At 63.8% G+C, this 21,584-nt stretch carries 23 protein-coding genes and 1 tRNA gene; 14 read left to right on the top strand and 10 right to left on the bottom strand.

Annotated features, from left to right (window positions below; all coding sequences use genetic code 11):
- Window positions 1-54: 54 nt before the first annotated feature.
- Window positions 55-1,254, bottom strand: a complete 1,200-nt coding sequence (locus AC07PF_RS23660) for an acyl-CoA dehydrogenase (protein ID WP_007855513.1) — start codon at window positions 1,252-1,254, stop codon at window positions 55-57.
- A 210-nt stretch (window positions 1,255-1,464) separates the two neighbouring features.
- On the opposite strand from AC07PF_RS23660, the gene AC07PF_RS23655 reads away from it, so the two are divergent.
- The 3 genes from AC07PF_RS23655 (at window position 1,465) to AC07PF_RS23645 (ending at window position 3,257) form a co-directional block, all read left to right on the top strand.
- Entirely contained in the window at window positions 1,465-2,397 is a 933-nt protein-coding gene (locus tag AC07PF_RS23655; protein WP_494613488.1) for a LysR family transcriptional regulator, read from the top strand.
- A gap of 244 nt (window positions 2,398-2,641) precedes the next feature.
- The gene (locus AC07PF_RS23650; RefSeq protein WP_007855510.1) at window positions 2,642-2,875 is read left to right on the top strand and encodes a hypothetical protein; all 234 of its coding nucleotides are present in this window, start codon (window positions 2,642-2,644) and stop codon (window positions 2,873-2,875) included.
- 172 nt (window positions 2,876-3,047) lie between these two features.
- Window positions 3,048-3,257 carry a hypothetical protein gene (locus AC07PF_RS23645; RefSeq protein WP_494613487.1) on the top strand — a complete coding sequence of 70 codons (210 nt, stop codon included), beginning with the start codon at window positions 3,048-3,050 and terminating at the stop codon, window positions 3,255-3,257.
- A 77-nt stretch (window positions 3,258-3,334) separates the two neighbouring features.
- Here AC07PF_RS23645 and pcaC read toward each other — a convergent pair whose 3' ends face one another.
- On the bottom strand, window positions 3,335-3,733 hold the full coding sequence (pcaC, locus tag AC07PF_RS23640) for a 4-carboxymuconolactone decarboxylase (protein WP_494613486.1): 399 nt from the start codon (window positions 3,731-3,733) through the stop codon (window positions 3,335-3,337).
- A gap of 172 nt (window positions 3,734-3,905) precedes the next feature.
- Here pcaC and AC07PF_RS23635 point away from each other — a divergent pair, with 172 nt between their 5' ends.
- Window positions 3,906-4,577 carry a GntR family transcriptional regulator gene (locus AC07PF_RS23635; protein WP_494613485.1) on the top strand — a complete coding sequence of 224 codons (672 nt, stop codon included), beginning with the start codon at window positions 3,906-3,908 and terminating at the stop codon, window positions 4,575-4,577.
- A gap of 21 nt (window positions 4,578-4,598) precedes the next feature.
- On the opposite strand, the gene AC07PF_RS23630 is transcribed toward AC07PF_RS23635, so the two are convergent.
- Together AC07PF_RS23630 and AC07PF_RS23625 are read right to left on the bottom strand one after the other, a co-directional pair.
- Window positions 4,599-4,823: a hypothetical protein gene (locus tag AC07PF_RS23630; RefSeq protein ID WP_007855501.1), complete on the bottom strand. Its 225-nt coding sequence runs from the start codon at window positions 4,821-4,823 to the stop codon at window positions 4,599-4,601.
- Window positions 4,824-5,027: 204 nt separating this feature from the next.
- Window positions 5,028-5,387 carry a hypothetical protein gene (locus AC07PF_RS23625; protein ID WP_494613484.1) on the bottom strand — a complete coding sequence of 120 codons (360 nt, stop codon included), beginning with the start codon at window positions 5,385-5,387 and terminating at the stop codon, window positions 5,028-5,030.
- A gap of 487 nt (window positions 5,388-5,874) precedes the next feature.
- Between AC07PF_RS23625 and AC07PF_RS23620 the strand changes: the two genes are divergently transcribed.
- From AC07PF_RS23620 to AC07PF_RS23610, 3 genes are read left to right on the top strand one after another with little or no spacing between them, the layout of a single operon-like run.
- Window positions 5,875-6,360 (top strand): Panacea domain-containing protein, encoded by a 486-nt coding sequence (locus AC07PF_RS23620; protein ID WP_494613483.1) that lies wholly within the window; start codon window positions 5,875-5,877, stop codon window positions 6,358-6,360.
- On the top strand, window positions 6,357-6,839 hold the full coding sequence (locus tag AC07PF_RS23615) for a hypothetical protein (RefSeq protein ID WP_494613482.1): 483 nt from the start codon (window positions 6,357-6,359) through the stop codon (window positions 6,837-6,839). Before AC07PF_RS23620 ends, AC07PF_RS23615 begins: the two co-directional genes overlap by 4 nt.
- A gap of 59 nt (window positions 6,840-6,898) precedes the next feature.
- Window positions 6,899-7,738, top strand: a complete 840-nt coding sequence (locus AC07PF_RS23610; RefSeq protein WP_494613481.1) for a DUF4062 domain-containing protein — start codon at window positions 6,899-6,901, stop codon at window positions 7,736-7,738.
- A gap of 253 nt (window positions 7,739-7,991) precedes the next feature.
- Here the strand turns inward: AC07PF_RS23610 and AC07PF_RS23605 are convergent, their stop codons facing one another.
- Window positions 7,992-8,237: a hypothetical protein gene (locus AC07PF_RS23605; protein WP_494613480.1), complete on the bottom strand. Its 246-nt coding sequence runs from the start codon at window positions 8,235-8,237 to the stop codon at window positions 7,992-7,994.
- A gap of 118 nt (window positions 8,238-8,355) precedes the next feature.
- Entirely contained in the window at window positions 8,356-8,958 is a 603-nt protein-coding gene (locus AC07PF_RS23600) for a DUF4145 domain-containing protein (protein WP_494613479.1), read from the bottom strand.
- 43 nt (window positions 8,959-9,001) lie between these two features.
- Between AC07PF_RS23600 and AC07PF_RS23595 the strand changes: the two genes are divergently transcribed.
- Complete coding sequence (locus AC07PF_RS23595) at window positions 9,002-9,220, top strand: hypothetical protein (RefSeq protein ID WP_494613478.1); 219 nt, start codon at window positions 9,002-9,004, stop codon at window positions 9,218-9,220.
- 44 nt (window positions 9,221-9,264) lie between these two features.
- On the opposite strand, the gene AC07PF_RS23590 is transcribed toward AC07PF_RS23595, so the two are convergent.
- On the bottom strand, window positions 9,265-10,044 hold the full coding sequence (locus AC07PF_RS23590) for a hypothetical protein (protein ID WP_494613477.1): 780 nt from the start codon (window positions 10,042-10,044) through the stop codon (window positions 9,265-9,267).
- An 89-nt stretch (window positions 10,045-10,133) separates the two neighbouring features.
- On the opposite strand from AC07PF_RS23590, the gene AC07PF_RS23585 reads away from it, so the two are divergent.
- The gene (locus AC07PF_RS23585) at window positions 10,134-10,844 is read left to right on the top strand and encodes a hypothetical protein (RefSeq protein WP_494613476.1); all 711 of its coding nucleotides are present in this window, start codon (window positions 10,134-10,136) and stop codon (window positions 10,842-10,844) included.
- A gap of 112 nt (window positions 10,845-10,956) precedes the next feature.
- Here the strand turns inward: AC07PF_RS23585 and AC07PF_RS23580 are convergent.
- A tRNA-Leu gene (locus tag AC07PF_RS23580) sits at window positions 10,957-11,041 on the bottom strand.
- Window positions 11,042-11,082: 41 nt separating this feature from the next.
- On the opposite strand from AC07PF_RS23580, the gene cysM reads away from it, so the two are divergent.
- The 3 genes from cysM to AC07PF_RS23565 all read left to right on the top strand — a co-directional run bounded on the left by cysM (window position 11,083) and on the right by AC07PF_RS23565 (window position 12,986).
- Entirely contained in the window at window positions 11,083-11,985 is a 903-nt protein-coding gene (gene cysM / locus AC07PF_RS23575; protein WP_007855477.1) for a cysteine synthase CysM, read from the top strand.
- A gap of 189 nt (window positions 11,986-12,174) precedes the next feature.
- Complete coding sequence (locus AC07PF_RS23570) at window positions 12,175-12,741, top strand: NUDIX hydrolase (protein WP_007855476.1); 567 nt, start codon at window positions 12,175-12,177, stop codon at window positions 12,739-12,741.
- 5 nt (window positions 12,742-12,746) lie between these two features.
- Entirely contained in the window at window positions 12,747-12,986 is a 240-nt protein-coding gene (locus AC07PF_RS23565; RefSeq protein ID WP_007855475.1) for a sulfurtransferase TusA family protein, read from the top strand.
- Window positions 12,987-13,112: 126 nt separating this feature from the next.
- Here AC07PF_RS23565 and galU read toward each other — a convergent pair whose 3' ends face one another.
- The gene (gene galU, locus AC07PF_RS23560) at window positions 13,113-14,000 is read right to left on the bottom strand and encodes a UTP--glucose-1-phosphate uridylyltransferase GalU (protein WP_007855474.1); all 888 of its coding nucleotides are present in this window, start codon (window positions 13,998-14,000) and stop codon (window positions 13,113-13,115) included.
- Between the two features lie 88 nt (window positions 14,001-14,088).
- Window positions 14,089-17,043, bottom strand: coding sequence for a valine--tRNA ligase (locus AC07PF_RS23555; RefSeq protein ID WP_494613475.1), 2,955 nt, complete (start codon window positions 17,041-17,043; stop codon window positions 14,089-14,091).
- A gap of 320 nt (window positions 17,044-17,363) precedes the next feature.
- Here AC07PF_RS23555 and AC07PF_RS23550 point away from each other — a divergent pair, with 320 nt between their 5' ends.
- Together AC07PF_RS23550 and AC07PF_RS23545 are read left to right on the top strand one after the other, a co-directional pair.
- Window positions 17,364-19,217 carry a M48 family metallopeptidase gene (locus AC07PF_RS23550; RefSeq protein ID WP_494613474.1) on the top strand — a complete coding sequence of 618 codons (1,854 nt, stop codon included), beginning with the start codon at window positions 17,364-17,366 and terminating at the stop codon, window positions 19,215-19,217.
- A 374-nt stretch (window positions 19,218-19,591) separates the two neighbouring features.
- A complete protein-coding gene (locus tag AC07PF_RS23545) occupies window positions 19,592-21,514 on the top strand; it encodes a PrkA family serine protein kinase (protein ID WP_007855471.1) in 1,923 nt (640 codons plus the stop codon).
- Window positions 21,515-21,584 lie beyond the last annotated feature (70 nt).

Genomic DNA, 21,584 nt, shown 5'->3' with positions numbered 1-21,584 from the left:
CCGCACAGGGTGCAGCGGCCGCGGTGGGACAAGGGGCGCTTGCGCGCCCTTGTCTTAGTTGCTGAAGGCGGCGATGCCGGTTTGGGCGCGGCCCAGGATCAGCGCATGCACATCGTGCGTGCCTTCGTAGGTGTTCACCACTTCCAGGTTCACCAGGTGGCGGGCCACGCCGAACTCGTCGCTGATGCCGTTGCCGCCCATCATGTCGCGGGCCAGGCGGGCGATGTCCAGCGCCTTGCCGCAGCTGTTGCGCTTGATCAGGGAGGTGGCTTCCACGGCAGCGGTGCCCTCGTCCTTCATGCGGCCCAGGCGCAGGCAAGCCTGCAGGCCGATGGCGATCTCGGTCTGCATGTCGGCCAGCTTCTTCTGGATCAGCTGGTTGGCGGCCAGGGGGCGGCCGAACTGCTTGCGGTCCAGCGTGTACTGGCGCGAGGTGTGCCAGCAGAATTCGGCCGCGCCCAGGGCGCCCCAGGCGATGCCGTAGCGCGCGCTGTTCAGGCAGGTGAAGGGGCCCTTCAGGCCCTGCACTTCGGGGAAGGCGTTTTCTTCGGGCACGAACACGTCGTCCATCACGATCTCGCCGGTCACGCTGGCGCGCAGGCCCACCTTGCCGTGGATGGCCGGGGCCGACAGGCCCTTCATGCCCTTTTCCAGCACGAAGCCGCGGATGGGGCCCACGGCGCCGCCTTCGGACACTTCCTTGGCCCAGACGACGAACACGTCGGCCACGGGGCTGTTGGTGATCCACATCTTGCTGCCCTTGAGCTTGTAGCCGCCGTCCACCTTGTAGGCGCGCGTGGCCATGCTGCCGGGGTCCGAGCCGTGGTCGGGCTCGGTCAGGCCGAAGCAGCCGATCCACTCGCCGCTGGCCAGCTTGGGCAGGTACTTCTGGCGCTGGGCTTCGGTGCCGAATTCATAGATGGGCACCATCACCAGCGAGCTCTGCACGCTGGCCATGGAGCGGTAGCCCGAGTCCACGCGCTCGACTTCGCGGGCGATCAGGCCGTAGGCCACGTAGTTCAGGCCGGGGCCGCCGTACTGCTCGGGGATGGTGGGGCCGAGGAGGCCCACTTCGCCCATCTCGCGGAAGATGGTGGTGTCCATCTTCTCGTGGCGGAAGGCCTCGAGCACGCGCGGGGCCAGCTTGTCCTGGCAGTAGGCCGCGGCTGCATCGCGCACCATGCGCTCGTCGTCGCTCAGTTGCTGGTCGAGAAGAAAGGGGTCGTCCCAATGGAAGGCGGCGTTTTTGGCCATGGTGTGTGTCTCCGTGAAGATGCAGGTGAAAGAGGAGGGCACGGTGCGGGGCCGTGCTGCGAATGGATGCCATGGTAGGCCTGCACCGGCCTGGCAGCAAGCGAGTTCTTTTCATCCAGAAATGCGTTTTTGGAATGTATGGAATACTGGATACCTGGGCGACTCGCCTGTGGATCCCTGGCACCACGGTTTCTAAAGTTCCTCTTCAGCATGCGCCGTAACATCCCCTCCACCCAGGCCCTGGCCTGTTTCGAAGTCGCCGCCCGGCACGAGAGCTATACCCGTGCCGCGCAGGAGCTGTCGCTCACGCAAAGCGCCGTGTCGCGCCAGATCCAGGCGCTGGAAGAGTTCCTGGGCGTGGCCCTGTTCCGGCGCACGCGCCATGGCGTGGTGCTCACGCCCGCTGGCGCGCACTACGGCCGCCAGGTGGCGCGCTGGCTGCAGGGGCTGGAGCGCGACACCCTGGACGTGATGGCCCACCAGGGCCAGGGCGGCACGCTGTCGCTGGCGGCGGTGCCCACCTTTGCCACGCGCTGGCTGATACCGCGCCTGCCGCAACTGGCCCAGCAGCACCCCGACATCGTGGTCCACATCGAGACGCAGACCCGCCCCTTCTTGTTCGCCGACACCCCCTTCGATGCCGCGTTGTACGCCGGCACGGCCGAGCAGGTGGCCAACTGGCCCGGCATCACCGCGCAGTTGCTCATGACCGAGGACGTGGTGCCCGTGTGCAGCCCGCGTCTGCTGGAGGCCGCCGCCCAGCGCGGCCTGGGCCGCGCCTACCAACCCGTGGCCCCCCAGGTGCTGACCGAGCTGCCGCTATTGCAGCAGAGCACGCGCCCTTATGGCTGGCGCCAGTGGTTCGAGGCCATGGGCGTGGACGCACCGCATGCGCTCGATGGCCCGCGCTACGAGCTGTTCTCCATGCTCGCCGTGGCCGCCACCTGCGGCCTGGGCGTGGCGCTGATCCCTCCTTTGCTCATCGAGGCGGAGCTGGCGCGCGGCGAACTGGTGGTGGCGTGCAACCAGCCGCTGCAGGGCGAGCGCGGCTACTACCTCATCCGCCCCGCGCACGCGCAGTCGCCGGTACTGGCGGCGTTTGCGCAGTGGCTGCGCGAGGCGGCGGGCGCGCAGGACTCCTAGGACTCTGTCCCTGGGGCTGCCACCGCTTGCGACTTCCTGCGGACAGGTCTACGCTGGCGGTGCGGGCAATAACGAGCAACCACAGTAGGGCAGGGGCCACGTCCTCCCGGGTCCTACAGGCCGATTGGAAAGATGGACGGAACGTATGCGCGGTGCGCGGGTCACACCCAGTGTGTGGCGTCGGGGAGGCATTCCCGCGCCATGCAGGCACCTCATACCTTCACTATTTCATCAAGGAGCCGTCATGACATTGAACGCGAACTACAGCCCCGTCTACCATGCCCCCCATTTCGAGCCCACGGTGGACGAACTCGCCGCCTTGAAGCACCTGGAGATGGAGAACATCAGCGTCACCTCGGCGCTGAAGGAGCATGTGTCCGGGCGCTTGTACGAGCACGGCTTCATTGCCAAGAATGCACACGGCCAGCTGACCATCACCGACACCGGCCGCCACCTGGTGCGCCGGCAAAACAACTGATTGCCCCCCTTAGGCGCTTCGCGCCTCGGTGCCTCCGCCAGAGGCGGCGGCCCTTGCGCGGCGGCACTGGCACAGGCCGCGTCAGTGGCTTCGGCTGGGGTGTTGCGCCACGGCGTACTGCGCCTACATACCGGGGCTGAAGGTCGTCGCACAATGGCAGGCACAGGAGGCCATGATGCAAGACCCGCAGGAAGAAAACGTTTTCGGTGAGTACGACGGATCCACCTACTCGGCCACGCTGCGCGAGCAGGCGGGCCGGTACTACTGCAGCAACCTGGTGATCGATGGGCACAACACCCTCGTGACCAACGATGGCTGGGCCAGCCGCGAAGAGGCCATGCAGGCGCTGGACGAGATCGCCTCGGGCGCGCGCAAGCCTTAGCCCGGCGTCTCGGGCCGGCTGCAGCGCCCATGGGCCCGGGGTGTCGCATCCTGTGGCGATGCCTCGGTTCGTCCCCGTTACTGGTCCATTTCCTTGAAAACCTCCGCCGCCGTGCGGAAGGAGTCGATCGCGGCGGGCACCCCGCAGTAGATCGCTGTCTGCAGGAACACCTCCTTGATCTCGTCGCGCGTCACCCCGTTGTTGAGGGCGCCGCGCACGTGCAGCTTCAGCTCGTGCGGCCGGTTCAGCGCCGTCAGCATGGCCAGGTTCAGGAACGAGCGCGTCTTGCGGTCCAGCCCCGGCCGGTTCCACACATCGCCCCAGCAGTACTGGGTGACCATCTCCTGCATGTCGATGTTGAAGTCGGTCGCATTCCGGATCGCGGCGTCCACGTACTCGGCGCCCAGTACCTCGCGGCGGGTGGACAGGCCCTGTTCGAACAGGGTGGGGTTCTGCGGTGCTAAGGCTCGTGTCATGAAAGAAGCTCCTGAATTGCTGGCGAGGGACTGGAAAAAACAGCGCAGATGGGCGCCGTGATTAAAATACAATAAGATTGTCAGACAATCATATGGCAGATCCGTGCAAGAAGGCAACCACCGTATGCTTGTCCGACAATCTGTTTGCAGGAGGATCCGCTAGGATGCCGCGATGACCGCCATGCTCCGTGTGCCCCGTGAAGAGACCTCCCTGCGCGAGCGCGCCACCAGCGCACTGCGCCAGGCCATCCTGGACGGGGAGTTCTCGCCCGGCCAGAAGCTCTCGGAGCGCGAGCTGTGCGAAAGCCTGGAGGTCAGCCGCTCCTGCGTGCGCGAATCCTTGCAGCACCTGCAGGCTGAGGGGCTCATCACCATCGTCCCGCACCGCGGTCCCGAGGTGAGCACGATCTCGCCCAAGGAAGTGCGTGACATCTACGACGTGCGCGCCCACCTCGAAAGCCTGGCCGCCAAGGCCTTTGCCCTCCAGGCCTCACCCGAACAGGTGCGTGCCCTGCGCGCCAAGCTCAACGAACTGGCCAAACCCGCCCTGGCGCAGGACCGGGCCCGGCTGCTCCAGGCCAAGAACCAGTTCTACGAAATCCTCGTCGACGGCTGCGGCAACCTCGTCGCCGGCCAGATGCTGCGCCAGCTCAACAACCGCGTGACGGTGCTGCGCCGCATCTCCATGGCCCAGCCCGACCGGTTGCCGCACACGCTGCAGGAACTCAATGCAATGGTGGCGGCCATCGAGCGCGGCGATGGCGAGGCAGCAGCCCGGCTGTCGGCCGCGCACGTGCAGAAGGCGGGGGAGAACGTGCTCCGGAGCATGGAGCACAAGCCGTAGCAGGCGGGCTGGTCCGCCTGTCTATTCTCTGGTGAAACGCAGCAGCAGTGAGCTGGTCGCAGGCGCGATCACCAGCTCGCCCTCGATGAAGCCGTACAGCCGCCCCTCGGGTCCGGCGGAATAGAGTTCATTGCCGTCGATGCGGTAGAGCTGGTGCTCACCATCGCGCACATACTCGTCGCCATCGACCACGCCCACCAGTCGCCCGGACGGGTCGGTCACATTCCATCGGCCTGTTTCGAACATTGAAAGACCTCCCGGTTGCCGGCTTCGCGGCGCCACAGCAGCATTCATGTCAGGAAGGGGGACGTCTCCAGCCCTGTCTGACGCCGCAGGGTGGGGAACCGTCGCCACAGCGATGACTCTGGGCGGACTGTAACAGTCCCTGGTACGTGTGCAAAGGGCAGAAGCTGGACGGCCAGGTGTGCTGCCCTGATGGGGGCGTGGGTATCAATACACCGAGATCTTACCCGCGGGGTACCAGCGCCAAGCTCCCTGCACAAGCGTGGGCCGTTCGCTATCGAGCTCCCACACCTGCTGCCGCTCCAGCGACTCTTCGCTGCCGGTGCGCAGTTTGCAGCGCGCCTCGAAGCGGATGTGAACGAGGTGGAACCGCGCGCCCACGGAGTCTGGCTGGCGCTTGGGCGGGTGGACCTTGCTCAGGGTGCAATTCGAATCCCGGTACTCGGCGTTGAACCGCTCGGCCACTTCCTGCTGGGTGGGATAGTCTGGCTCGCCGCAGCCTGCCAACAGCAGTGCGGCCAGCGCCAGCAGCCCACTGCGGCGGATGGATCGTTGGATGGTTTTCACTGTTCGCCCTCTCTGTGCGCATGCTACCCGGTTGGCCGTATTCAGGTCGCGGAGCCAGATGGGGAATGTGGCGGAATGCTGCAGCCCGCTTATTCGACCTTCGTGGCGGTGGAAGGGTCTAAACCACCGGGTGCAATCTCCCCCGGAATCGGCGGCGCGGGGATCTCCACAGCGGATGTCATTGGGCCAATAACTTGGCCGAGGGTTGAGTTCACCATGAGCGCCAGCCGTTGAACCCGGCACGCTGCCGGATGCGCCACGCGGGCCCGACCAGCAGCGCCATCAGAGGCGTGATCATCAGCAGGACGATGAACCAGTGTGTGGGGCTAACGTTCCCATGTTGACTCCTCTTTCAGACAATGTATCAGGTGCTCTCTCGCCCCCCTTGTGTGAAACATTCCGGTACCCAAATATGGACCAGACTGGTAGAATTTCCAGCTGTTTACTGTATTTTTATGCAGTATTTTTACCAACTGGAGGATTTGACATGGCGTATTCTGCGTTTGCAGTCGCGAATGCCTTCATCCAGCGGGCGAAGGAGAAGGGGTTCAACTTGTCGCCCATGAAGCTGCAGAAGCTCATGTACTACGCTCAGGTGTGGCATTTGAAGGTAGCGGGCGAGCCGCTGCTCGACGACAACTTCTGCCGTTGGAAGTTTGGTCCTGTCGTGCCTTCCGTGTACCACGAGTTCAAGGATTACGGATTTCGCTCCATCGGCTCGATGGCTACTACCCTGGTAGACGACGAAGATGGCGAAAGCTATGCAGTGATCCATCCCAAAATTCCCCTAGAGGACACGGCGTCGTGGGGACTGATCGATGCGGTTGTAAAGCGCTACGCGCGAGTCGATGCCCAAACGTTGTCGCAGATGACGCATAAGGAAGGCTCCGCGTGGTTCGTCGGGCTGCACGAGGGTACCGCTGATGGAAGCGTCATCACGCACACGCAGATGCGTGAGGAAACTTCGCTTTGAGTTCGTCTGAGGGGATTGATGAACCGCCAGAGGTCTCGCGCTCTGGCAGCGTCCCTCAAACGGAAGCTGATTGGCTTTCAAAATTTCCTTCCACCCGCGTCCCGCAGACTACTCCGGCCGAACCAACTGAGCAAGAAGACGCTCCTCCCGACGCCAAAGGTGGCCCAAGGAAGGTTGATTCTCTTGAAGAACAGCAAATTGAAGACCAGAAGCAGAATCGTGAGCTTCGTGAGGTCTTCGCTCATAAGGCCTATACATTGGCCTTTTGGTGTCTCTGGTGCTGGGGATTAATGATCACAGCCGTGGGCCTCGTGAATGGCGTTCGAGGCAAGGACCTGTGGAGCGACCAAGTCATCATTGCGGTCACCACCGGCGTGACCGTGAGTGTGCTGGCCGCTTTCCTGGGTGTGATCCGGGGCCTGTTTCCGAACGGCCAGCCCAAAGAGTCGTCGAAGGATTCGAAGAAGGACGACAAGTAGAGCCCGCCGCGCGCGGGCTTTTTCACGCCTATAAACCTGCGGAGAGAGAGGGGGCCCTGATGAGCTACCAAGCTACTGTTTTCAATGTGATGATCGCTTCACCAGGAGACGTCGCGTCTGAGCGTGCGATAGCCCGCGAAGTGATGCATGAGTGGAACGCAGTGCATGGCGGCTCTAGGCGCATCGTGTTATTACCTGTTGGCTGGGAATCCCATTCCTCGCCCGAGATGGGTAGTTCGCCACAGGCGATCATCAATCGACAAGTGCTTGAGAGGTGCGATCTTTTGATGGGGATTTTTTGGACGCGTCTGGGTACGCCGACCGCTGATCACCAAAGTGGAACTGTCGAAGAAATTGAAAAGCACATCGCCGCGGGTAAGCCAACCATGCTGTATTTCTCAAGTCAGCCAGTCGCGCCTGACAGCGTTGACTTGGAGCAGTACGCGAAGCTGAAAGCTTTCAAGTCATCCTGCCAAAGCCGCGGGCTCTACCAAGCCTATGACAGCCATGGTGACTTCAAAGAAAAGTTTTATCGTCACCTCCAGTTGAAAGCCAACGAAGATCCGCTTTTTTTGTCTGTGACGGCAGCGACTGAGACTACAGTCAAGTCTTCTGACACTACGCTGCCGTCACTGACCGCTGAGGCTCGAGTGCTTTTGAAGCAAGCGAGCTTGGACCCGAATGGCTTGATTCTGTACGTCCAGAGCAACACCCATGTGACGTTCATTGCCAAAGGGACGGAGTTGTTGAACACAAATTCACGTCGTGAAGCAGCGGTATGGGAGGAAGGTCTTACGCAGTTGTTGCACCACGGTTTCGTAACCGCTAAAGGTGTGAAAGGCCAAGTATTTGAAATCACTGCCATGGGGTACAGGGTCGCCGACATGATCGAACTTTAGTAGGAGTGGTAAGCGCAAGCCGTACTAAGTTAAGGATTACGCCTACGCTGGACAAGCGTTCTAGGCCGCCCAATGTCTCCTTTTCCCAAGGAGCAAGCCATGGCCACCGACCCCAAAGACCACCCCCTGCACCAAGTGCCGGACAACCTGCCCCGGCCGCCGGGCGACCTGCCTCCCAGCCCAGCACCGGAGCACCCGAACGAGCAGCCCGACCCAAAGGCGCCTGACACGGCGCCGTAGGAGCGGATGCCTCTCAGGACGGTTCGCCCTCTTCAGGGAAATGCTGGGCCGCCAGGGCGTTGCCGAGCTGCTGGCGAAATTCAGCCAAAACACGAGCGCTGTGTAGCGTACTGTCGAAGTCGAACTCTGCCGGCTTGCCGTTTCCGGGCTGTCTCGACGGATTAGGTTTTGTGACGAGAGCTTCAGGGTTGGTGGCGAGGATGATGCTGATCCACTCATCCGCGAGTTCGTAAGCGCGGGAGGCGTTGTCTTGGGCCATGGTGTCGTCCTCTCTCAACTGTTGAAGGACGACCATGCTATCCCGCTACCGTGATGCACCCTAGTGGTGTTTGTCACCAGCACGGGGACGGGGCAACCTCTGCTGCATGAGGCCACTACTACACGTTCCCGCCATCGCGCCGCGCTCGGGCGTCCTCGATCTGCTTGGGCAGGGTGTAGAGGTAGGTGAGCAGGAAGTACGTCAAGTTGTGCATCTGATCGGTGACCTCCTGGGTCGCATCGTCGTCCCCGTGCACCGCATCATTTCCGTCCAAGCGCAGATCGTGTGCCCACGCTTGAATCTCGGGGGTAATAAGGTGCTGCGCCGCCATCTTGTCGATCCGCTTCTCGATCTTCCACGCTTCAATGTCAGGAGAGAGTTCTTTCAGTGCGAGTTCCATGCATCGGCGATAGGAGCCGCATGCTGCGTTCCAGAGCTCAGCTCGACGAGCTTTAGCAGCTTCAATGTAGGCCTTCGCCACCCGATCAGGAACATTTGGCGGAGCTTCCAAGACTTCAGGCTTAGGCCACAAGCCCAACTTCCCGTATTTCTGCACTTCAAAAAGATTTCCTTGAACTTGGAGTATTGCCCCTGCATTACCAAAAGAGTTACCCGCCTCGAATTTGGCAATAACCGGCTCGTCGCACCTGCCGCAAAGTCCAACAACTGTGGACCGCGTAGACTTTTTGTGCAGCAGGCTGGCGTGCAAGTTGAAAGTCATATTTTCTGCGCCGCAGTGCGGGCAAGTCATCACAAGGACAGCCATGAACAACACCCTCTCAAGAATCTTTTCTGACGATCAGGCTATCACGGAGACCCTGGAAGGGCCAGAAGGATTCCGCCTGCAGCGCCTGGTGGACCTCTACCGAACCAGCGGCGACAAGGATGCTTTCGTGTGCACCTTAGCGGCAAGGGCCATGCTCGAGCATCAGCAACTGCAGATCACCAAAAGGCAGGCGTGCAAGCCGCGCCGGCAGAGTTAGCGATCTGTTTGGCACTCCGCCGATCTAATGGCATTTAGGAACTATCACGCAACGGGGGGTGATCCCGAAGTGATGGCCTGCCCCAGCAATGTGTATCCGCTCATGCCGAGCTCGTAGATCTCCTTCCCGAACTTCACGATCTTCGAGCCACTTTCCGCTACCTTCGCAGCTTTCGAAATAAGGTCCATCCCCTTGGCTACAGCGCTCTGCACCTCAGGTCCGGCTTTCGCGACTTCGGCCACCAACTCCTCTGGCACATTCCTCATTTCACCAGACTGCTTGTTCACCGCGTCGACGATGGGTTGCACTCCGTTCACTCGATAGAGCATTAGGGCGATGCGCAGTTCTTCCAGTTGGCCTTCGAGCAAAGCTCTCAGCGCGGCAGGCAGCTCGGCGCTCTGCAGCAGAGCCTCCTGATCCGAGATTGCCTGTACTAAACTGGCTAGGACATCGGGGTCAACGTCGTTCTCGTCGAGCTTACCCAGAGCCCAAGCCATCCAACCAAGACTTGAGCGGACTTCAGCAGCGGTGACCCTTGCGTGAACCGTTCCCCATTGCTGATGCAAATAAGCGGTTTGAAATGCGTCTGCAATGCCAACGGTCGCTCTTCGATAGAGTGTTTCTGGAACGTTCAACTGTTTTAGCTTGGCTTCCAGCGTTCGTATCTCTCTGCGGACTGCCTGAAGCGCAAGCATGACGGTGTCATCGCCTGCCGCAGTGCCCCCACTCTCCAGCCACGCATTCCAGCCCTTGATTTGGGGGTCGGTGTGAGCCACAGAGCTAAAGGTTTCCACCACTGTCAATACTCGGGATGCCGGGTTCATAAAACTCCTCCTCTTTGTACTCTAGCAGGGCGCACCTCAAGCCCCTGTAGGGTTTGCCGCCCCTCCGCCCTGGGGGAAGACTGCGGGGCATGGCCCAAAATGCTTTCTCCGATCCCAGCTACGGCGCTGACATGGCGCCGCCTCCCGCCCAGTCGGCGAACCCTTTTGCGGACCCGAACTATGGGGCGCCGCCCAAGAAGCGCAACCTCGCCGCTTTCGCCAACGACACGGTGATCGAGGTCGCCAATGCGGCAGCCGGCGGCGTGTCGGCTGCGGCCAACTTCATCCAGCCCGGCAACCAGGTTTCCAACTGGATCGACAAGAACATCATCCAGGAGGGCGAGGCCAAGCAATCGGACGCCACCAAGGCCGCCAAGCAGCAGTTTCGCCATGAGGTGGCCAGCGCCGAGGGCGTGGGCGACGAACTTGGCGCCGTGGGCCGCTGTTTGGCGCAGAACCCGATCCTGTCGGGCGCGCAGGCCGTGGGCAGCTTCGTGGGCCTGGGCGTGGCGGTGAAGGGCGGCAATGCCCTCACATGGCTGACCGGCGCCAGCGCTCAGAACGTGGCGCGTGGCGGGCTGGCGGGCGGTGCGGCGGCGGGCGCGACCAAGCGCCATGCCAGCGTCATTCTTTCCGTTGTTGGTGGTGTCGGTGGAATGGTGAGCGCTGAGTGCTTGATGGGAGGCGCCAAAGGCTTCGGCGGCAATGCACTGTGGCGCGCAGTTGCCGGCCGGCGAGATGCGCGACGACGCCACAGGCTGCCACCACGACTTGCCGCGCTGCAAAAAATCTCAAGATGAAGGTAAAACAGCCACCAGAGGGGCGGGCGGTGGCGCATTCCGGAGGCTTCGCTATTTCCATTTTGCGGAACTGAGCGCGGAATACATTCCTAAAACCATAGCAAGCAAGCCATGGTGCCCGGGGCCGGAATCGAACCGGCACGCCTTGCGGCGGGGGATTTTGAGTCCCCTGCGTCTACCAATTTCACCACCCGGGCAGGGAATTCGTGAAGACTCAAATTATGGCACAGTAGGGCGCATGAAATATCCGACGATTGAAGACGCGATTGGCAAGACGCCGCTGGTGGCGCTGCAGCGCATTGGGGCCGCAGACAACGCCGCGCGCGGCAATGTGATCCTGGGCAAGCTCGAAGGCAACAACCCCGCAGGTTCGGTGAAAGACCGGCCGGCGCTGTCCATGATCCGCCGTGCCGAAGAGCGCGGCGACATCCGCCCCGGCGACACGCTGATCGAGGCGACCTCGGGCAATACCGGCATCGCGCTGGCCATGGCGGCCGCGATCAAGGGCTACCGCATGGTGCTGGTGATGCCCGAAGACCTGTCGGTCGAGCGCGCCCAGACCATGAAGGCCTTTGGCGCCGACCTGGTGCTCACACCCAAGAGCGGCGGCATGGAGCATGCGCGCGACCTGGCCGAGGCCATGCAAAAGCGCGGCGAAGGCAAGGTGCTCGACCAGTTCGCCAATGCCGACAACCCGCGCATCCACTACGAGACCACGGGCCCCGAACTGTGGGAGCAGACCGACGGGCGCATCACCCACTTCGTGAGCGCCATGGGCACCACGGGCACCATCACGGGCGTGTCGCGTTTCCTCAAGGAAAAGAACGCCGGCATCCAGATCATCGGCGCGCAGCCGCAGGATGGCTCGCGCATCCCCGGCATCCGCAAGTGGCCGCAGGAATACCTGCCCAAGATCTTCGACCCGCGCGCTGTGGACGAAACCGTGAACGTGAGCCAGGACGATGCCGAGGACATGGCCCGGCGCCTGGCGCGCGAAGAAGGTATCTTCGGCGGCATCTCGGCGGCAGGGGCCTGCTGGGCGGCGCTGCAGCTGTCGCAGCGCGTGAGCAATGCGACCATCGTCTTCGTGGTCTGCGACCGGGGCGACCGCTACCTCTCCACCGGTGTGTTCCCTGCGTGAAGCAGCAGGACTACCCCCTGAGTCGCTTCGCGCCTTCCCCCTTCTCTCGAATGGCTGCGCCATTCGGGAAGGGGGACACCGCCAGCGCGGCGGGGCGGCCCTTGCGCGGCGGTCGCTGGCTTCGGCCGCGCGCTGTTTGACGGTGTGGGCACTTTGATGAATAGTTGATGCTATAAAATAAAGAGCAAAATGCACTACGAAACCCGTTTCTGCACCCACTGCGGCACGCCGCTGGCACTGATCACCGTGGCCGAGGACGGCGGGGACAAGCAGCGCCTGCGCTGCCCCGCCTGCGGCTGGACGCACTGGAACAACCCCACGCCGGTGCTGGCCGCCATCGTGGAGGTCAATGGCCAGGTGCTGCTGGCGCGCAACGCGGCCTGGCCGGCCAAGATGTTCGCGCTGATCACCGGCTTCATGGAAGCGGGTGAATCGCCGATGGAAGGCATCGCCCGCGAGGTCAAGGAAGAGACCAATCTCGACGTGACCGCCACCACGCTGGTGGGGGCGTACGAGTTCCTGCGCATGAACCAGGTCATCATCGCCTACCATGTGGTGGCCCAGGGCGAGGTGAAGCTCTCCCCCGAACTGGTGGACTACCGCATGTACGACCTGGCGGACCTGAAATGCTGGCCTGCGGGCACCGGCTATGCGCTGGCCGACTGGCTGCGCACGCGCGGGCACGAGCCGGTGTTCTTCAGCGCCGAAGAAAATGCCGAGCGACGCCGCGGCCTGGACCTGCCGCCAAAGGACTGACGACCATGGACATCCACAAAGAAATCGACACGCGCGGCCTGAACTGCCCCCTGCCCATCCTCAAGGCCAAGAAGGCCCTGGCCGACCTGGCCAGCGGCCAGTTGCTCAAGGTGGTGGCCACCGATGTGGGCTCGGTGCGCGACTTCCAGGCCTTTGCCAAGCAGACCGGCAACGAGCTGGTGGAGCAGAGGACCGAAGGGGCCGACGACACCAAGGAGTTCATCCACGTCCTGCGCCGCAGGTAACGGCGACGGTAGGGAGGGAGCGAAGCGAGAACCTCGCTCCCCCACAAAAAGTCCTCCAGCTGCGTTTGCGGCGGGAGGACTTTTTTCATGGGGTCTGCCGCATCGGTTGCGGCACGGGGATCCGCCTTACAGGCTCAGCCCCTTGAGGTATTCACGGAAGTGGGCGCCCACCTGCGGGTGCTCCAGCGCCAGTTCCACCGTGGCTTCGAGGAAGCCTTCCTTGCTGCCGCAGTCGTAGCGCTTGCCTTCGTACTGGAAGGCGTAGACGGCCTCGTGCTGCATCAGGCGGGCGATGCCGTCGGTGAGCTGGATTTCGCCGCCCACGCCGCGCGGCTGGTTGCGGATCTCGTCGAACACGCCGGGGGTGAGGATGTAGCGGCCGGCCACGCCCATGCGCGAGGGCGCCACATCGGCCTTGGGTTTCTCGACGATGCGGTCGATGCGGATCAGCGGGCCCCCGGCGGATTCACCGGCCACGATGCCGTACTTGTGCACCTGGTCCTCGGGCACCTCCTGCACGGCGATGACCGAGCGGCCCTGCTGGCGGAAGGCCGCGGCCATCTGCGCCAGCACGGGCTGGCCGCCCTTGGGGCCGACCATCAAATCGTCGGCCAGCAGCACGGCGAACGGCTCCTTGCCCACCAGGGGCTCGGCGCACAGCACGGCATGGCCCAGGCCCAGCGAGCGCGGCTGGCGCACGAAGGCGCAGTCCATGTCGTCGGGCTGCACCGAGCGCACCAGGCTCAGCAACTCCTGCTTGCCGGCGGCTTCGAGTTCGCTTTCGAGCTCGTAGGCGGTGTCGAAATGGTCCTCGATGGCGCGCTTGCTGCGCCCCGTCACGAAGATCATGTGGCGGATGCCGGCGGCATAGGCCTCTTCCACAGCGTACTGGATCAGCGGCTTGTCCACCACGGGCAGCATCTCCTTGGGCGATGCCTTGGTGGCAGGCAGAAAGCGTGTCCCCAGGCCGGCAACGGGGAAAACGGCTTTGCGGATGGCGGATGCAGCGGTCATGGGGCTCCTTGCAAGAACAATGGTGGAAAAGAAAGAGGGCAGGGCCCGGCGTGGAGCCGGGCATTCTGCCCTCAGTATGGCCGGGTTTTTACCCCAGTCGTGTCAGCTGATCGCGCAATCGGCCCAGCGTGGCGGTGAAGTCGGCGATGCGCTTCTTGGCCTCGTCGATCACCGCGGGCGGGGCCTTGGCCACGAAGGCCTCGTTGCCGAGCTTGGCGTTGGCCTTGGCCAATTCGCCCTCCAGGCGCGCGATTTCCTTGGAGATGCGGGCCTTCTCAGCCGCGACGTCGATCTCCATGTGCAGGCACATGCGCGCCTCGCCCACCACGGCCACGGGTGCCGCCTGTGCGGCGCCGGCCCAGGCGGCCTCGTCGTCGAACACCTTGACCTCGCTGAGCTTGGCCAGCGACTGCAGCACCGGGGCCACGCCGCGCATGAAGTCGGTGTCGCCCACGGTGTACAGCGGCAGGCGCGTCGATGGCGAGACGTTCATCTCGCCACGCAGCGTGCGGCAGGCGTCCACCAGGCCCTTGACGCGCTGCATGTGCGCGATGGCGGCCTCGTCGATCTTGCTCGGCTGGGCCTCGGGGTAGCGGGCGATGCTCACCGAATCACCGGGCAAGCCGGCCACGGGCGCCACCGTCTGCCACAGGGCCTCGGTGATGAACGGGATGATCGGGTGGGCCAGGCGCAGGATGGCTTCGAGCGTGCGGATCAGCGTGCGGCGCGTGGCGCGCTGCTCGGCCTCGGTGCCGGTCTGGATCTGCACCTTGGCGATCTCCAGGTACCAGTCGCAGAACTCGTTCCAGACGAAGTCATAGATCGTGTTGGCCACGTTGTCCAGGCGGAACTCGGCAAAGCCCTTGGCGACTTCGGCCTCGGTCTTCTGCAGCAGCGACGCAATCCAGCGATCCGCCTGGCTGAAGTGCATGTAGCCGTGGGCGGGGCCGCCGGGCTGGCACTCTTCCTTGGTGTGCTCCTTGAGGCCGCAGTCCTGGCCCTCGCAGTTCATCAGCACGAAGCGGCTGGCGTTCCAGAGCTTGTTGCAGAAGTTGCGGTAGCCCTCGCAGCGCTTGCTGTCGAAGTTGATGCTGCGGCCCAGGCTGGCCAGCGCCGCGAAGGTGAAGCGCAGCGCATCGGCACCGTAGGCGGGAATGCCCTCGGGGAATTCCTTTTGCGTGTTCTTGCGCACCGTGGGTGCGGTCTCGGGCTTGCGCAGGCCGGTGGTGCGCTTGTCCAGCAGCGGGTCGAGCGCGATGCCGTCGATCAGGTCCACCGGGTCGAGCACGTTGCCCTCGGACTTGCTCATCTTTTTGCCCTGCGCGTCGCGCACCAGGCCGTGGATGTACACGTGCTTGAACGGCACGCGGCCCGTGAAGTGCGTGGTCATCATGATCATCCGGGCCACCCAGAAGAAGATGATGTCGTAGCCCGTCACCAGCACGCTGCTGGGCAGGTACAGGTTGTAGTCGTCCGTGGGGCCGTCGCCTTGCTCGGGCCAGCCCATGGTGGAGAAGGGCACCAGGGCGGACGAGTACCAGGTGTCCAGCACGTCCTCGTCGCGGCGCAGGTTGGCCGTCCCAGTTAGGCGAGCTGTGTTCGCTTTGGTGTCCTCGCCCGCCGCTCTTTTGGCTGTGATGTACTTTTCTAAAGCCTCTTGCTCGTTGCGGGCCACGATCACATTGCCGTCTTCGTCGTACCAGGCTGGGATCTGGTGGCCCCACCACAGCTGGCGGCTGATGCACCAGTCCTGGATGTTGTTCATCCACTGGTTGTAGGTGTTCACCCAGTTCTCGGGCACGAACTGCACCTCGCCCGTGGCCACCGCGTCGATGGCTTTTTGCGCAATGCTCTTGCCCGTGGGGTCCTGCTCGCTCACCTTGCTCATGGCCACGAACCACTGGTCCGTGAGCATGGGCTCGACCACCTGGCCGGTGCGGGTGCAGATGGGCACCATGAGCTTGTGCTTCTTGGTCTCCACCAGGGCGCCCGAGGCTTCCAGGTCGGCCACGATGGCCTTGCGCGCCACGAAGCGGTCCAGGCCGCGGTACTTTTCAGGGGCGTTGTCGTTGACGGTGGCCTGCAGCGTGAGCACCACGATCATCGGCAACTGGTGGCGCTGGCCCACGGCATAGTCGTTGGGGTCGTGCGCGGGCGTGACCTTGACCACGCCGGTGCCGAACTCCTTGTCCACATAATCGTCGGCAATGATCGGGATCTCGCGGCCCACCAGGGGCAGCACCACGTTCTTGCCGATCAGGTGGGTGTAGCGCGTGTCCTCGGGGTGCACCATCAGCGCCACGTCGCCCAGCATGGTTTCGGGGCGGGTGGTGGCCACGGTGAGGCTGCCGGAACCATCGGCCAGGGGGTAGGCGATGTGCCACAGCGAGCCATCCTTCTCCTCGTTCTCGACTTCCAGGTCGGACACGGCGGACTGCAGCTTGGGGTCCCAGTTCACCAGGCGCTTGCCGCGGTAGATCAGGCCCTGCTCGTAGAGCTTCACGAAGGTGTCGGTCACCACCTTGGAGAGCTTGTCGTCCATGGTGAAGTACTCGCGGCTCCAGTCCACGCTGTCGCCCATGCGGCGCATCTGCGTGGTGATGGTGTTGCCGCTCTTTTCCTTCCACTCCCAGACCTTGGCGACGAAGTTCTTGCGCGCCTCGGGCGGGGTGGGGCCCATGTCGTGGCGGCTGATGCCCTGCTCCTGCAGCTGGCGCTCCACCACGATCTGCGTGGCGATGCCGGCGTGGTCGGTGCCGGGCACCCAGGCCGTGTTGAAGCCGCGCATGCGGTGGTAGCGCGTGAGGCTGTCCATGATCGTCTGGTTGAACGCATGGCCCATGTGCAGCGTGCCCGTCACATTGGGTGGCGGCAGCTGGATGGAGAAGGCCGGCTCGCCCGCCTGCGCCGTGCCGGTGCCCCGAAAGCCCGCTACACCGTAGCCACGGCGTTCCCATTCGGGCCCCCAGTGGGCCTCGAGGGCAGCGGGTTCAAAGGACTTGGAAAGGCTGTCGAGGCCGGTTTGTTGCAGGGGCGAGCTCATGGGTGGGGCTGGTGGTGGAGGCTGCCCGGTCGGGCCGCCTTCCGCTTTCGAGAGGGTGGACCGGCCATTTTAAGGCAGCGGCAAGGGCCGTCCGGCAGGCGCCCGCGCAGGCAGCCGACGGGCGGGTTTTGGCGGGTGTTCGCCTTTCAGCCGGGCCTTGCCGCCACTTATCCAATTGTTACCTTGTGCGACTGGCAGAAAGCAGGTGTTTATTGATAATCCGGCGCGAAGGGGTGGGGAAGTGGCGCGCTGCGGGCGTGCCTGGCCCCCTTTTTTGCTTCGCCGGATCCCACAAAACCATTCCAACTGTCCGCTCCCGTATGAACATCTCCTCCGCCCTGCGCCTGGGCCTGGCCAAGGTCTTTGCCTATTCGCTGCTGTCGCTGTTCCTGATCCCGCTGGCCGCCTACCTGTTCACCGGCTACGCGCAGCGCGACGAGGACACGCAGTTCATCACCCGCATCGGCCAGCGCATCGACGCCGAAAAAGGCATGCCGGCGGCCGAAAAGCAGGCCCGCAAGGACTTCTACCGTGCCAACCCGCCGTCCCGGGTGTGCAGCAACCCCGCGGCCGAGGTGCAGGAGTACCGCGAGGCGGTGTGCGAGCGGTACGGCGAGCTGTGGCAGTTCAACCTGGTGCGCAAGGCCTCGCTGTGGACCCTGGTCGCCGGCGTGGTGCTGCTGGCGGCGGTGCTGGGCCTGGGGGCGCTGGCCTTCGTGGACCGCAAGATGCAGTACACCAGCTTCGTCACCGGCTGGCACCTGACCACCTGGTCCAGCGCGGCCTCGCTGGTGGTGCAGGGGGCGCTGGCGGTGTGGCTGTCGTTCTGGCTCACCGCCTTCTTCTTCCAGAAATACTCGCCCAAGCTCATCATCTTCGTGGGCATCGCGGTGGCCATCGGCGTGCTCATGGCGATCAAGAGCATCTTCACGCGGGTGCAGCTGCACAACGGCGTGGACGGCGAACTCGTGGCCGAGGCCGATGCGCCCATCCTGTGGAAGCGCATCCGCCACATGGCAGAGCGCTTGAAGACCGAGCCGCCCAAACACATCGTGGCCGGCATCGACGCCAATTTTTTCGTGACCGAGGCGCCGCTCACCGTGGGCAACCGGCAGCTCACCGGGCGCACCCTGTTCGTGAGCATCCCCCTGCTGCGCCTGCTGGACCAGCAGGAGGCCGATGCCGTCCTGGGCCACGAACTGGCCCACCTGCGCGGCGGCGACACGAAGAGCAGCGCCCTGCTCGGCCCCAAGATCAGCCAGTACGACCACTACCGCCATGCCATGCGCACGGGCGGCCTCTCGGCCGTGGTCTCGCCGCTGCTGGACATGTACCGCATGATCTTCGAGGTCGCGCTGGCGCGCGAGAGCCGCGAGCGCGAGTTCAAGGCCGACCGCATTGCCGCCCGGCTGATCTCGCCCAACGCCATCGCGCAGTCGCTGGTGAAGATCGCGGCCTATGCGCAGTACCGCTCCAAGATCGAGCACGAGCTGTTCGGCCAGAACCGCCGGCACGATGCCGCACTGGGCATTGCGAGCTACGTGGCCCAGGGCCTGCCGCCCTATGCCGCGTCCACCGATTTCCTGTCGGAGATGAAGACGGCCAACGTGCCGCACCCGTTCGACTCGCACCCGGCCATGACCGAGCGCATGCGCGCCGTGGGCGTGAACCTGCCCGAGAGCGCCTACGGCGCCATCGTCGTGCGCCAGCCCGCCAGCACCTGGGCGCAGCAGATCCTCACCGCCGATGCCATCGAGCAGCGCATGTGGGGCGCCTACGAGCAGGCCTTTGCCGCCGACCACGAGCGCAGCCTGGCCTACCGCTACGAGCCCGCCACCGACGAAGAGCGCGCGCTGGTGCTGCAGTACTTTCCGCCCGTGGTGTTCGCCTTGAAGGGCAGCGACACGGTCACGGTGAGCATCGACGGCATCAGCACCTCGGCCGACGGCACCACCATGTTCTGGGATGCCGTGAAGGCGCTGGAATTCAAGGAAAGCAGCTTTGGCAACGCGCTGGTCGTGACCCACCCCGAGAAAAATGCCCTGGGCCTGGGCGCCAAGACCAGCAAGATCAAGCTGGCCGGCCTGAAGAAGGAAAAGGACGACTTCAACGCCACCGTGGGCCACTACTGGCAGCGCCACCAGATCATGCGCGCGCACCAGACCGAGGGTTGAGCCGGAGCGAACCAGAGCCCGCCAGGGCGAAGGGGCGGGGCGCCGCGCCCTGCACAGCACGGCCACGGCACAGGGTATCCACCCATGGCCGCCCCACCGGCACGGCGCAGCATCGTGCTGCCCGCCACGGCATATGCATATACCCAGGAAATCCCTGACGTTCCACGTTCACGGAATGCGTGATGCGAGTGAACTTGTGCAGTGTGCCACGCTCTATCCCTGCATGGGCAGGCCCTGAAAAAAGCGTTGCGCACCTACACGAATTCCCTGTTCAAAGGCAGGCCGTGGTGCTACAAAGGACCGGAGCCGTTAGCGATTACTACTGCAACACCGTGGCACCACCGAGCACGCCGGGGGCCACCACAGGAGGTCGTATGGATGCCATCAGCAGTTTCGCCTCGCGTTACGCCCGTAGCCGCGAAGAGGAAATGTCGATCGACGAATACCTCGCGGAATGCAAGCGCGATCCCATGGTCTATGCCACGGCCGCTCAGCGCATGCTGGCCGCCATCGGCGACCCCGAGATGGTGGACACGCGCAACGACCCGCGCCTGTCGCGCATCTTCGCCAACAAGGTGATCAAGCGCTACCCCGCGTTCGCCGAGTTCTACGGCATGGAGGATGCGATCGAGCAGGTGGTGAGCTTCTTCCGCCATGCCGCGCAGGGGCTGGAGGAGCGCAAGCAGATCCTCTACCTGCTGGGACCTGTGGGCGGTGGCAAGAGCTCGATCGCCGAGCGGCTGAAATACCTGATGCAGAAGGTGCCGTTCTACGTGCTCAAGGGCTCGCCCGTGAACGAGTCGCCGCTCGGCCTGTTCGACGCGGTGGAGGACGGTGCGGTGCTCGAAGAGCAGTTCGGCGTTCCCCGGCGCTACCTGCAGCGCGTGCTCTCGCCCTGGGCGGTCAAGCGGCTCGAGGAGTTCGGTGGCGACATCCGCCAGTTCCGCGTGGTCAAGCGCTACCCCAGCATCTTGAAGCAGGTGGGCGTTGCCAAGACCGAGCCCGGCGACGAGAACAACCAGGACATCTCCAGCCTGGTGGGCAAGGTCGATATCCGCAAGCTCGAAACCTTTGCCCAGGACGACACCGACGCCTACAGCTACAGCGGTGGCCTGTGCCTGGCCAACCAGGGGCTGCTCGAATTCGTGGAAATGTTCAAGGCGCCCATCAAGGTGCTGCACCCGCTGCTCACCGCCACGCAGGAGGGCAACTACAAGGGCACGGAAGGCTTCGGTGCCATCCCGTTCGATGGCGTGGTGCTGGCCCACAGCAACGAGAGCGAGTGGAAGGCCTTTCGCAACAACAAGAACAACGAAGCCTTCCTGGACCGCATCTACATCGTCAAGGTGCCGTACTGCCTGCGCGTGAGCGAGGAGATCCGCATCTACGACAAGTTGATCCGCGAGTCCTCGCTGGGCAATGCCGTGTGCGCGCCGGGCACGCTCAAGATGATGTCGCAGTTCGCCATCCTGACGCGCCTGAAGGAGCCTGAGAACTCCAGCATCTTCAGCAAGATGCAGGTGTACGACGGCGAGAGCCTCAAGGACACCGACCCGCGCGCCAAGAGCTACCAGGAGTACCGCGACTACGGCGGCGTGGACGAGGGCATGACCGGCATCTCCACGCGCTTTGCGTTCAAGATCCTGTCCAAGGTGTTCAACTTCGACAGCGCCGAGGTCGCCGCCAACCCGGTGCACCTGATGTATGTGCTGGAGCAGCAGATCGAGCGCGAGCAGTTCGCCGCCGAGCTGGAGACCAAGTACACCAGCTACATCAAGGAGTTCCTCTCGCCGCGCTATGCCGAATTCATCGGCAAGGAGATCCAGACGGCCTACCTGGAGAGCTACAGCGAGTACGGCCAGAACATCTTCGACCGCTACGTCACCTACGCCGACTACTGGATCCAGGACAACGAGTACCGCGACACCGACACCGGCGAGGTGTTCGACCGCGGCGCGCTCAACGCCGAGCTCGAGAAGATCGAGAAGCCCGCAGGCATTGCCAACCCCAAGGACTTCCGCAACGAGATCGTCAACTTCGTGCTGCGCGCGCGCGCCAACAACCAGGGCAACAACCCGAGCTGGACCAGCTACGAGAAGCTGCGCCTGGTGATCGAGAAGAAGATGTTCTCCAACACCGAAGAGCTGCTGCCGGTCATCAGCTTCAACGCCAAGGGCAGCGCCGAGGAGGCGCGCAAGCACGAGGACTTCGTCACCCGCATGGTGGAAAAGGGCTACACGCCCAAGCAGGTGCGGCTGCTGTGCGAATGGTACCTGCGCGTGCGCAAGAGCAGCTAGCGCCACCGCAGACAGACAAGCGCTTGAAGGTTTTGCCAGTGCATCCCACCGGGGCGCTGGCCCATGATGG

This window comes from Acidovorax sp. GW821-FHT10A04 (genome assembly GCF_059415825.1).
The sequence above is the reverse complement of the archived record's forward strand: the minus strand, read 5'-3'. Positions and strand labels throughout refer to the sequence as shown.